Consider the following 12,031-nt stretch of genomic DNA (forward strand, 5'->3'; position numbering starts at 1 on the left):
GGGAGGTGACGATGGCCTTTTTCACCGCGGCGCCAGGCCCGGACGGCGAACTCCTGCACCCGCTGCCGGAAGCACGGGCGAGCTGGAGCGACGGCGCGCAGCTGCGCGGCATGGCGACCAGCGGAGCGCTCGCTCGCGCCGCGGAGCGGGCGGCCGGGACGGAGGTGTTCCGCCCGGCCCGCTGGACTGTCGATCTGCTACGCCCGGCGGCGTTCGCGCCCTCGGCCGTACGGACGGAGGTCGTGCGCCGCGGACGTCGCCTCTGCCTCGTCGAGGCGACGCTCTGGCAAGGGGAAACCCTTGTCGGCAAGGGCTCCGGACTGTTCCTCGCCGCCGGCTCCCCCGCTGTCGGCAGCGTCTGGGCCCCGGCTGGGCACCCCGCGCCACCGCCGCCGGACGTGGCGCCCGCGACCGAGGAACCGCGCGTGTTCCACAGCGAGGGCGTCGGCTGGACCGGATCGCCCGAACCGCACCAGAACGCCTCGCGCAAGACGATCTGGGTGTTCCCCCAGGACATCGTGCGCGGCGAGCGGCCCACGCCCTTCCAGCACGCCGCGACCGCCGCGGACCTGGTCAACCTCGTGACCAACTGGGGCGACGCCGGTCTGGAGTTCATCAACGCCGACCTCACGCTCACCCTCGGCCGCGTCCCCGCGAGCGACCTGCAGCTGGGCCTCGCCGCCGACCACCGCGTCGAGCACGACGGCGTCGCGGTCACGACCGCGACCGTGTTCGACCGCGAAGGGCCCCTCGGCACGGTCAGCGGAACCGCGCTGCTCGCCGCCGCGCCGGTGGATCCCCGGCGGGTCGGCGCGCCCGGGAGCCTGCCGGCCGTGCCATAATCCCCTGCCGTCGATATATCATGTTCTTTGCTGCACATCAGATCCTCGAAACCGCTTCGAGGCGTTGGGGAGGTGGCCCGTGGCCGACGAACTGGCCCGGCTGCGCGGCGGCGACCGCCGTCAGCAGCTGCCCGAGGAAGTCGCGACGTACGTCCGCGAGCTGATCATGTCCGGCGACGTCAAGCCGGGCGAATTCCTGCGCACCGAACCCATCGCCGAGGCGGTCGGGGTCAGCAACACGCCCGTGCGCGAAGGGCTGCTCTCGTTGCGCAGCGAGGGTTTCGTGGAACTCGTGCCGCGCCGCGGGTTCGTCGTGGCCCCCGTGTCGCGCCAGGACGTGCGGGACCTGTTCTGGGCACAGGCCCAGTTCTCCGCCGAACTGGCCGCGCGCGCCGCCAAGAAGATCACGCCGGAGCAGGTCGCGCGCCTCGAAGCGATCAACGAGGATTTCGAGAAGGCCGCCGGAGCCGGGGACCAGGAAGCGATCACCCGGCTCGGCCACGAGTTCCACCGCCAGCTCAACCTGGCCGCCGACTCCCACCGGTTGACGCTGCTGCTCAGCTCGGTGGTCAAGCACCTGCCGAACCGCTTCTACGCGACGATCGAAGGCCACGTCGAGCACACCCTCGCCGACCACGCCGAGCTGCTGCAGGCCTTGCGCGGCCGCCACGCCCGCAAGGCGCGCACGATCGCCGAACGGCACATCCTCGACGGAGCCGACAACGTCGTCCGGATGCTCGAGGAGCGCGGTCTCTGGTCGGAAGAGACGGAATAGTCCACACCGGACAGTGGCCGAGCGGCCTGCCGCTGACAGAACGAAACCGGCTGGGTCACCTCGATCGAGGTGACCCAGCCGGTGCTTTCCGGCAATGCCAGGATCTTGAGCCGCGTGGTCTCAGTCTCGCTGACCGTCCACAAGAGACGCCACAGCCGCCGAAATGCCCGATTGCTCCCCGCCTGACCATGTCTTGCGGTCCGTGAGGGCCACCCTGAAGGAATCAGATTCCCTCAGGGTTCCCCTCACGGACCGCACACCCCGCATCCCAGGCCAGGCGACACCATCGACCTGGGCGGACGCTGCTCGAACGCACCCGCAGCGCCGCCTTAAGCTCCTGGCATTGGTGCTTTCCGGGCATTCGCCGCACTAGTCTCCGCCCGCGCGACGATCCTCGAACCGGCCGAGGCGGACCGCCCCCGGAAGCAGCCGGGAACAGCTCAAGCGTTCGCCGCGATCGCGTCCGCCTGCGCGACGATCCCCTCCGCTGTCTTCACGTGCGCGATGTCGACGTGCTGGCCCTCGAAGTCCACCGCCGCGCTGCCCGCCGCCTCCGCCGTGCGGAACGCCTCGATCAGCCGCCGGGAGTGGTCGACCGCCTCCGGCGTCGGCGTGAACACCTCGTTGGCGATCGCCACGTGCGACGGGTGGATGCACACCATCCCGCGGTAGCCCAGCTGCTTGTTGTCCGCGCAGAACTGGCGCGCGCCGTTGAGATCGCGGATGTCCTGCCACACCCCGGCCACCGGGTGGTGCAGTCCGGCCGCGCGGGCGGCGAGCACGAGCCTGCTGCGCAGGTACAGCGTCTCCAGGCCGGCCGGGGTGAACTCGAAGCCCAGCTCGCGGCCGACGTCGGCGCTCGGGCCGGTCGCGCCGAGCAGGCTGGACACCCGAGGCGTCGCGGCGGCGATCTCCTCGCAGTGCGCCATCGACACGGCGGTCTCGAAGCTCACGATCAGCCCGACGCTGCCCGCTTCGAGTCCCTCGCGCGCCTCGATGTGCGACACGACCGCGTCGATGCGGATCAGTTCCTCGGCGTCGAACACTTTCGGCAGGAACAGCCCGGCCAGTCCGGGCCGGATGACCGCTTCGAGGTCCGCGCCCTGGATGCCGCTGACCGACGCGTTGGGCCGCACCCATACGTCGGGACGCACGCCCTGCGCGTGCAGCCGGTCGATCGTCTCCGCGACGACGGGGCGCGCGCTCTCCTTTTCCGCGACCGGGACGGAGTCTTCGAGGTCGAGGATCAGCGCGTCGGCACCGGACGCGAGACCCTTGTCCGCCCAGGAAGCCTTGTGGCCGGGGACGAAGAGCATGGAACGGTACGGCTTCATCGAAGTTCTCCAGTAATCGTTCAGGATTCGTACAGGACGCCGGTCGCGAACAGCTTTTCGACGTCTTCGGCCGCCAGCACCTCGCTCGCGACCGCACGGGAGTCGGCGCCCACCGTCGCCGCGACCGAAGACCGGTCCGGGCGCACGCCGTCGAACGTCCACGGCGGCCGGAGCAGCGCGAGACCGTCCGGCTGATGGTCGGCGATGTCCAGGTGCCGCACCTGCGGGTGGTCGAGGTAGCCGGTCATGGACAGCACCGGCGCGAACGGCACGTCGTGTTCGGTGAGCACGCGCTCCCAATATTCCTTGGGTTTGCGCGCGAACTCCGCCTCGACGATCGGCACCAGCTCGAAGTAGTTCGCCTCGCGCGGGCGGTACTCGGCGAAGCGCGGGTCCTCGAGCAGATCGGTGCGCTCCAGCGCGCGGCACAGCGCCTGCCAGAACTTCTGCGACGACGACAGGTGCACCGCGAGGTACTCGCCCGTGGAGGTCGGCACGCAGAAGTTCTGCGCCTGCGGGTGCCTGCTGGTGCGGCTGGGATCGCGGCCGAGTTCGAAGGCCTGCGTGATGCCGTCGGCGGTGAGCACGCTGACCGCCTCCATGATCGAGGTCTCCATCCGCTGGGGCTGCCCGGTCTTCAGCTTGCCGACCAGCGCGGCGAGGACGCCCGCCGCCGTCGTCAGCCCGGTGACCAGGTCCGCGCTCAGCCCACCGGCGAGCTGCGGCCGCCCGTCGTCGCTGAAGAGCGAGTACAACCCGCCGAACGCGTGCCCGATCGTGTCGTAAGCGGGCCGGTCGGCCAGCGGGCCGGTGGAGCCGAACCCGGTGACCGAACCGTAGACGACGTCCGGGCGCAGTTCCCGGCACTCATCGGGACCGAGGCCCATGGCGGCGAGCTTGCCGGGGCGGAGATTCTCGAGCACCACGTCGAAGCGCGGCACCAGCGCCTTGATCAGGTCGATCCCCTCGGCGGTCTTGAGGTCGACCGAAAGGCTGCGCTTGCCGGCGTTGTACTGGCGGAAGTACGGGCTCCCGTTGTTCATCCGGCGCCGGAAGTCCTCGCCGACGACCGGCTTCTCCACCTTCACCACCTCGGCGCCGAGGCCGCACAGCATCGAGGTCCCGAACGGGAGCGAGATGTAGCCCCCGATCTCCAGGATCCGGATGCCGTCGAGTGGCTTGTGCTGCATGTCGCCCGCCTTCGCTGAGGGTGCACTGCGATAATATTTTATATTATCTGGCCCGTCGCGAGTCAAGGCGCTTCCGTTCGCCGCCGCCTCTAGTTTAGATATTTTATATTCTGTATGCTGACCCCGGTCTCCCTCGGACGAGCAAGGAGCGTGCCCCGATGCCCGCACAGCCCCAGCTGTGGCAAGGCCACTACGACAAGCTTTTCCTCGGCGGGCGGTGGACGGCCCCGGCGTCCGGCCGGCGTTTCGACGTGGTTTCCCCTTCCACGGAGGAAGTCCTCGCCCGGGTGGCCGAGGGCGTCGAATCGGACATGGACGCGGCAGTCGCCGCAGCGCGCCATGCGTTCGACCACGGCCCGTGGCCCCGCCTGCCGCTCGAAGAGCGGATCGCCGTGCTGCGCAAGCTCAGCGCCGCTCTGGCCGAGCGCGAAACCGACATCGCGCAGCTGGTCAGCGCCGAGATGGGCTGCCCGATCACGCTGTCGACGAAGATGCAGGCGATCGGCCCGCGACTGCTGCTCGACGCGTTCCTCGATCTCGCGCCGGACTACCCGTGGCAAGACACCCGCCGGTCCGCGACCGGGCACGCGCTCGTCACGCGGGAGCCCGTCGGGGTGGTCGCCGCGATCGTGCCGTGGAACGCACCGTTGCTGATCACCATGATCAAGCTCGCGCCGGCCCTGCTGGCCGGCTGCACCATGGTGCTCAAGCCCTCGCCGGAAACCCCGCTCGACGCCTACCTCCTCGGCCACCTGCTGGAAGAAATCGGGCTGCCCGACGGAGTGGTCAACATCGTTCCGGCGGGGCGGGAAGTCAGCGAATACCTGGTCCGGCATCGCGGCGTCGACAAGGTGTCGTTCACCGGTTCCACCGCGGCCGGGCGGCGGATCGGCGCGTTGTGCGGCCAGGACCTGCGCCGCTGCACGCTCGAACTGGGCGGCAAGTCCGCGGCGGTGCTGCTCGACGACGCCGACCTGGACGCCGCGATCGCCGCCGTCCGCGCCGTGTCGCTGCGCAACACCGGCCAGGTGTGCAGCAACAAGACCCGCATCGTGGTCTCCCGCTCGCGCCGCGACGAACTCCACGACCGGCTGGTGGACCTGATCGGGTCGATGCCGGTCGGCGATCCGTTCGACCCGGCGACCGAGATCGGCCCGCTCGCCAGCGCGGCGCAGCGCACCCGGGTCGAGGGCTATCTCGCCGACGGCAGGGCATCCGGCGCGTCGCTGCTGATCGGCGGCGGACGGCCGGACGGGCTGGAGCGCGGCTGGTACGTCTCCCCCACCGTGTTTGCCGACGTCGATCCGGGCGCGAAGATCGCCCAGGAGGAGATCTTCGGCCCGGTCCTGACCGTGCACGCCTTCGACACCGAGGACGAGGCGGTCGCCATCGCCAACAACTCGGACTACGGCCTCAACGGTTCGGTGTTCTCCGCCGACCCGGAGCACGCGCTGGCGGTCGCCCGGCGGATCCGCACCGGCACCGTCGAGGTCAACGGCAACCCGGTCGGCTTCACCGCGCCGATCGGCGGATTCAAGAACAGCGGCATCGGCCGCGAAGCGGGCCCCGAGGGCTTCGACGCCTACGTCGAGCTCAAGTCCTACGGCCTCCCCCTCTCCTGATCGGAAAGGCAACCACTGTGGGTACCTTCTCTCCCGTCGAAGAAGCCGCGGCGCGGCTCGTCACCGACCTGACCTTCGACGCGATCCCGGCCGAAGCCGTCGCCGGGACCCGTCGGCTGCTGCAGGACCAACTCGCCCTCCAGGTGGGCAGCGCGGCGCTGCCGTGGAGCCAAGCCGTGCTGGAAGCGACCAGGGCGGCACACGTCCCCGGAAACGCGCACGTCGTCGCGACCGGCGACGCGATGAGCGCGGCCGACGCGGCGTTCCTCAACGCCACCTTCGGCCACGGCTTCGAGTACGACGACGCGCACCGGTCCAGTTCCGCGCATCCGGGCAGCTGCGTGATCTCCGCGGCCCTGGCCGTCGGCGAAGAACTCGGCTCCGACCTGCGCGACGTGCTCACCGCCATCGTCGCGGGATACGAGGTCTACACCCGGATCGGCAAGCTGGCGAATCCCGACCTCCTCGTGCGCGGGTTCCACCCGCACGGTCTGCTGTCGACCTTCGGTGCCGCCGCAGTGGTGGCCAAACTGCGCGGATTCGACCTGGAGACCACTGGACACGCGCTCTCGATCGCGCTCAGCCACGCTTCCGGCACCACCGAGTACACCTCCGGCGGCGGTTCGATCAAACGCGTGCACTCGGGCATCGGGACCCGCGGCGGCATCCGCGCGGCGGAACTCGCCGGGGCCGGGATCACCGGCCCGACCACCTTCCTGACCGGTTCGAAGGGCTTCTTCCGCACCTTCGCCCGACTGGAGGTCGGCGACGAGGCCGCGGCCGCCTTCGGGCTCGGCGAGACCTTCGAGATCTCCCGCGTCTGGCTCAAGCCCTACTGCTGCTGCGGGATCAACCACGCCTACATCGACGGCGCGCGGCAGCTGACCGGAGACGCGGACCGGATCGAGTCGGTGCTGCTGGGCATCCAGACCGGCGGGGACGTGGTGATCGGCAACCAGAACCGCAACGCGTACGCGCCGAAGATCATCGAACACCTCCAGTACAGCCTGCCGTTCCAGTTCGCGCTGTCGGCGCTGGGGCGCGGCAACGGGTTCTCGACGCATCAGGCGTACCTGGCCGGGAAACTGGACCTCGGCGAAGACAGCGACGTCGCCGCGCTGGCCCGGAAGGTGAAAATCGAGGTGCGGCCGGACCTGGACGAGCAGTACCCCGGGCGCTGGGTCGCGGACCTGACGGTGACCTATCAGGACGGCACGGGCGAGCACGTGTTCGTGGACAACCCGGCCGGGACGGCGGAAAACCCGATGTCGCAGGCGGATCTGGACGCGAAGTTCCACGACGTGCTGTCCTCGGCGCTGAGCGAGGACCAGCGGGCCGCACTGCTGCACGCGATCAAGGACGGCGACCTCGACCAGCCGGCCGCCGAGTTCGCCAAGCTGCTGCGGGCCTGAACCGGCGAAAAGCGGCGGCGGGTCTCGGCCTCCGCCGCCGCTTTTCGCTTGCCTGCCACAGGACTCGATGACTCCTTGCCGCCGGTCTGCCGGGCGACGCGAACCGTTCGATCGCCCGGAAACTCGCACTCTCCGATCGAGCCCGGCACCGCATCGCACCCTGCGCCGGTCTAGAAATATTTTTTATATTATTGCTAGACTGTGAGCATGACCCCTGACGAGGCACTCGAAAATCTGCTGGTGGCAAGGTGGAGCTGTCGCGCCTACCAGGACCGGCAGGTGCCCCGGCCGGTCGTCGAGCGGCTGCTGTCGCTCGCGCAGCGGACGGCGTCGTGGTGCAACACCCAGCCCTGGCAGGTGATCGTCACCAGCGGCGCGGCGACCGAACGGTTCCGGAAAGCGATGACCGAGTGGGCGCGGGAGAACCCGGCCGAGTTCGACTTCGCCCCGCCCGCCGAATACCGCGGCGTGTACCGCGAACGGCGCCGCGCCAGCGGCTGGCAACTGTACGAAGCCGTCGGCATCGAACGCGGCGACCGGGAAGCATCCGCCCGGCAAGCGTTCGAGAACTTCCGCTTCTTCGGCGCCCCGCACGTCGCCATCGTCACCACCGACGCCGTGCACGACCTCTACGGCGCCGTCGACAGCGGCCTGTACGTCGGAACCTTCCTGCTGGCGGCGCAAAGCCTCGGGCTGGGCGCGATCCCGCAGGCCGCGCTCGCCGGGCACGCCACGCTGATCCGGCAGCACTTCGACATCCCGGACGACCGGAAGATCCTGCTCGGCATCTCGTTCGGTTATCCCGACGAGGACCATCCGACGAACAGCTACCGCACCGCTCGCGCGCCACTGGAGGAAGTGGTGACCTGGGCCGACGAATGACACCGGCCGTCGTACTTCAGGAGAATGCCCCCAGGCGCAGCAAGAGGCGGGGCGGATGTCTCCGCGCGGCGAGTCGATGATCGAGCGGGTCGTGCGCGTGCTCGAGGCTGTCAAAGACACGAGCAGCGCGCGCACCGCGTCCGAGATCGCCCGGTGCACCGGGATTCCGGTGCCTTCCGCGCACCGCATCGTGGCGGAACTGACCCGGCTGGGAATCCTCGAGCGCGACGCCTACCGGCGGATCCGGATCGGAGTGCGGCTGTGGGAGATCGCGGCCCGCTCGGCCGGCCTGCCGACGCTGCGCGAGAGCGCTCTCCCCTACCTGGAGGATCTGCGCGCCGTCGTCCAGGCGCCGACGCTGCTTTCGGTACTGGACCACAACGACGTGCTCAACGTCGACACCCTGTCCGCACGCCAGGCCGGCGCCACCAATGTCACCCAGCCCGGCGTCCGGCTGCCCGCGCTGTCCTCGTCGCCCGGCATCGTGCTCGTCGCGTTCGCCCGGCCGGGCGTGCGCGACGAGATCCTCTCTTCCGCCAAGATCGTCCGCTTCACCGAGCACAGCGTCGTCGACCGCGCCGAGGTGGCCCGGATCGTGCACGAGGCCCGCCGGGTCGGGCACGTCGTCGCGCGCCGCTGGATCTCCCTCGACTCCACCGGCATCGCCGTCCCGATCCTCGCCGGCGACCGCACCGCGCTCGCCGCCCTTTCCGTCACCGTCCCGTTCGCCGCCGACGCGGCCGCCGAACTGCTGCCCGCGCTGCACACCACTGCCCGCGGCATCTCCCGCGCGTACCGGCTCCACTCGCCCGACCCGCGGATCGCTTTGCTCCTGCGCCAGATCCGGCGTGCCATCGAACTCGGCTGAGACTCATCGCACCGGCCGTTTCTCGGCAGCCGAGAAACACCCTTCCCGCATCGGCCGAACCGGACGAATCTCGGGGCCGGACAACGGAGTCGAGAACGGAGCTGGGCGCATGCCAGGAAAACTCGCAGGCAAGGTCGCGTTCGTCACCGGAGCGGCGCGCGGGCAAGGCCGCGCCGAAGCGCTGCGGTTGGCGCGGGACGGTGCGGACATCATCGCCGTCGACATCGCCGCACCGGTGGAGACCAACGTGGCGCCGCCAGCGACGCCCGCAGACCTCGAAGAAACCGCGCGCGGGGTGAAAAGTCTGGGACGCTCGGTGGTCACCGCGCAGGTCGACGTGCGCGACTACGCCGCGCTGAAGGCCGCGCTGGACGACGGGGTGCGCCAGCTCGGACGCCTCGACGTGGTGGTCGCGAACGCCGGGATCTGGTCGTACGGGCTGAGCGAAGAGATCTCCGACCTCGAATGGCAGACCACTCAGGACGTGGTCCTCAAAGGCGTGTGGCACACCGCGAAAGCGGCGATCCCGATCCTCAAGAACCAGGGCTGTGGAGGGTCGATGATCTTCACCAGCTCGACCATGGCGATCAAGGGAATGCAGAACCTTTCGCCGTACGTCGCGGCCAAACACGGCGTGGTCGGCCTGATGAAGACGCAAGCACTGGAGCTGGCCCCGTTCGGGATCCGGGTCAACTGCGTGGCGCCGACATCGGTCAACACGAAACTGATCCACAACGACGAAACGTACGCGCTGTTCGCACCGGACCTCCCGGAAGCGGAACGCACCGCCGACCGGGTCAAGGACCGGTTCGCGACCATCCCGGTGATGGATGTGCCATGGGTCGAGCCCGAGGACGTCGCCAACGCGGTGGCCTTCCTCGCTTCCGACGAAGCGCGCTACGTGACCGGGCTCGAACTGAAGATTGACGCGGGGCAGACGCTGAAATGACCGAGGACCCCATGCGCGCGCTGTGCCGGTTCGCAGCGCAGACGACCTACGCCGACCTTCCCGAAGACGTCGTCCGGCACGCGAAACACGCCCTGCTCGACGGCATGGCGGTCCTGATCGGCGGGTCCGGAATGGACGGCATCCCGGCCATCGCGGACCTAGTGCGGGACAAGGGTGGCAAACCGGAAACGCCCCTGCCGTTCTACGGCGGATGCGTGCCCGCCGCCGAAGCCGCGCTGGCCATCGGCCCGATGCCGAGGGCGATGGACTGCGGCGATCTGCACGAGGAAGCCGGGCACGTCAGCGAGTACATCGTCGCGAGCCTGCTCGCCGCCACCGGGCTGCGGTCGGACGTGACCGGCGCGGAGTTCTTGACCGCGCTGGTGATCGGCCAGGAAACGTTGATCCGCATCGGATCGGCGTACCGGGTGATCAGCAAAGCGGTGAAGGACAACGACTGCGGCGGGCACTACATCTTCGGAGCTGTCGCCGCGGTCGGCAGCCTGCTCGGATTCTCCCCGGAGGAGCTGGAGAACGCCCAGGGCATCGCCCGCACGATGACGCAGCCGCACACGATGGGCATCTACGCACCGGCGACGCTGATGGTGCGCGTGCACCACGGGCTCGTGTGCCAATCCGCGATCACCGCGTGCCTGCTCGCTCGCCGCGGCATCACCGGGCCCCGGCAGGAAGTGCTGACCGGACCCAACGGTTTTCTGCGCACGGCGCGCTGGGAAACCGATCCGGACGCGCTGACCCGCGGTCTCGGAAAGGACTGGACGGCGACTCAGATCACCACCAAGGGCTACAGCGCCTGCTATTTCTCGCACTCTTCGATCGACGGCATCACCGAGCAGATGCGCACGCACGAGTTCGCTGCCGCCGACATCGCGAGCGTCCACATCGCAGTCTCGACCTCGGGCTGGCGGGCAGTGTGCGAGCCGACCGAAAAGAAGTGGGAACCGCAAACCGTCCCGGAATGCCAGTTCAGCCTTCCCTACGCCGTGGCCACTGCCGCCTTCGACCGACGGGTGTTCGTGCAGTCCTATTCGGACGAAGCGCGGCGGCGTCCGGAGGTGCGCGAGCTGATGACCCGGATCTCCGCCGTCGAGGATCCGTCCGTTTCCGACTGGGGCGCCCGGCTGACCACGACCCTGCGCGACGGGCGGGTGATCGCCACCGAACACGTCTATGTGAAGGGGCATCCGAAGAACCCCTTCAGCGAACAGGATTTCATCGACAAGTTCCGGATGTGCCTGCCGTTCTCGGTGCTGCCGCTCGAGGATTCGACGGCGGACCGGATGATCCAGGACGTTCTGGCGCTGGAAAAGGTCGACGACGTGATGGCGGCCTTGCTGCTGCCCCTGACACCGGAAGACTGACGGACTCATGACAGAAGAATTCGCGGGCAAAGTCGCCGTGGTCACCGGAGCGGGCCGGGGCATGGGCGCGGAAATCTCGTCCCGGCTCGCCCAGGCGGGAGCATCCGTCTTCGCGGTCGACCTCAAACCGGCTTCGGAATCCGCACCGGGCATCGTCCCGGTCCAGTGCGACGTCGCCGACCCCCGCGCCGTGCGCGCCGCAGCCGCCTCCGTCGCCGCGGAGGCCGGGCAGATCGATCTGCTCGTCAACGGCGCGGGATTGGTCAGCGTCACCCGGCCGGTCGAGACCATCACCGACGACGACTGGGCGCGGCTGATGGGGGTGAACGTCAACGGCGCGTTCCACTGGATGCGCGAGACACTGCCCGGAATGAAGGCACGGCGATCCGGCAAGATCGTCAACGTCTCCTCGCGAGCCGGGCGAACCCTCGCCAACTTCGCCGGCGCGCACTATTCCGCGTCCAAAGCCGCGTTGCTCGGCCTCACCCGCCAAGTCGCGCTGGAAGCGGCTCCGGACAACGTGCACGTCAACGCGATCGCGCCCGGGCTCGTGGAAACCCCGATGCTGAGCGGTTCCGTCGACGAGCGGAAACGGGAAGCAGCCCGTGCGGCCACTCCGCTGCGGCGCATCGGCACGACCTCCGACATCGCCGAACTGGTGCTGTTCCTGCTTTCCCCGAAGTCGGACTACATCACCGGGGCCACGGTGGACATCAACGGCGGCGATCTGATCCTGTAGCTCCCGACCCCTGGCTGAGGCGCGCTCAGCCAGGGG

General features: G+C 69.4%; 11 protein-coding genes. 9 read left to right on the top strand and 2 right to left on the bottom strand.

The genetic code is table 11. The annotated features are described in order from the left end of the window. Positions 1–11: 11 nt before the first annotated feature. Both ACWDNU_RS00990 and ACWDNU_RS00995 read left to right on the top strand, forming a co-directional pair. Positions 12–842 (top strand): acyl-CoA thioesterase domain-containing protein, encoded by an 831-nt coding sequence (locus ACWDNU_RS00990; protein WP_449667211.1) that lies wholly within the window; start codon positions 12–14, stop codon positions 840–842. A gap of 79 nt (positions 843–921) precedes the next feature. Continuing rightward, positions 922–1,617, top strand: coding sequence for a GntR family transcriptional regulator (locus tag ACWDNU_RS00995; RefSeq protein ID WP_344273608.1), 696 nt, complete (start codon positions 922–924; stop codon positions 1,615–1,617). Positions 1,618–2,057: 440 nt separating this feature from the next. Here the strand turns inward: ACWDNU_RS00995 and ACWDNU_RS01000 are convergent, their stop codons facing one another. Then, positions 2,058–2,951 (bottom strand): HpcH/HpaI aldolase/citrate lyase family protein, encoded by an 894-nt coding sequence (locus ACWDNU_RS01000; protein ID WP_449667185.1) that lies wholly within the window; start codon positions 2,949–2,951, stop codon positions 2,058–2,060. A gap of 20 nt (positions 2,952–2,971) precedes the next feature. After that, a complete protein-coding gene (locus tag ACWDNU_RS01005; RefSeq protein ID WP_449667186.1) occupies positions 2,972–4,141 on the bottom strand; it encodes a CaiB/BaiF CoA transferase family protein in 1,170 nt (389 codons plus the stop codon). 158 nt (positions 4,142–4,299) lie between these two features. On the opposite strand from ACWDNU_RS01005, the gene ACWDNU_RS01010 reads away from it, so the two are divergent. The 7 genes from ACWDNU_RS01010 to ACWDNU_RS01040 all read left to right on the top strand — a co-directional run bounded on the left by ACWDNU_RS01010 (position 4,300) and on the right by ACWDNU_RS01040 (position 11,995). Next, positions 4,300–5,763 carry an aldehyde dehydrogenase gene (locus tag ACWDNU_RS01010; protein ID WP_449667187.1) on the top strand — a complete coding sequence of 488 codons (1,464 nt, stop codon included), beginning with the start codon at positions 4,300–4,302 and terminating at the stop codon, positions 5,761–5,763. 17 nt (positions 5,764–5,780) lie between these two features. Further along, positions 5,781–7,175, top strand: coding sequence for an MmgE/PrpD family protein (locus tag ACWDNU_RS01015; protein ID WP_449667188.1), 1,395 nt, complete (start codon positions 5,781–5,783; stop codon positions 7,173–7,175). Between the two features lie 207 nt (positions 7,176–7,382). After that, a complete protein-coding gene (locus ACWDNU_RS01020) occupies positions 7,383–8,057 on the top strand; it encodes a nitroreductase (protein WP_370937511.1) in 675 nt (224 codons plus the stop codon). A gap of 55 nt (positions 8,058–8,112) precedes the next feature. Next, complete coding sequence (locus tag ACWDNU_RS01025) at positions 8,113–8,925, top strand: IclR family transcriptional regulator (RefSeq protein WP_449667189.1); 813 nt, start codon at positions 8,113–8,115, stop codon at positions 8,923–8,925. A gap of 109 nt (positions 8,926–9,034) precedes the next feature. Beyond that, a complete protein-coding gene (locus ACWDNU_RS01030) occupies positions 9,035–9,874 on the top strand; it encodes a mycofactocin-coupled SDR family oxidoreductase (RefSeq protein WP_449667190.1) in 840 nt (279 codons plus the stop codon). After that, positions 9,871–11,256: an MmgE/PrpD family protein gene (locus ACWDNU_RS01035; RefSeq protein ID WP_449667191.1), complete on the top strand. Its 1,386-nt coding sequence runs from the start codon at positions 9,871–9,873 to the stop codon at positions 11,254–11,256. Before ACWDNU_RS01030 ends, ACWDNU_RS01035 begins: the two co-directional genes overlap by 4 nt. 7 nt (positions 11,257–11,263) lie before the next feature. Then, the gene (locus ACWDNU_RS01040; protein ID WP_449667192.1) at positions 11,264–11,995 is read left to right on the top strand and encodes an SDR family NAD(P)-dependent oxidoreductase; all 732 of its coding nucleotides are present in this window, start codon (positions 11,264–11,266) and stop codon (positions 11,993–11,995) included. Positions 11,996–12,031: the final 36 nt, after the last annotated feature.

Source organism: Amycolatopsis sp. NPDC003676 (genome assembly GCF_053587275.1).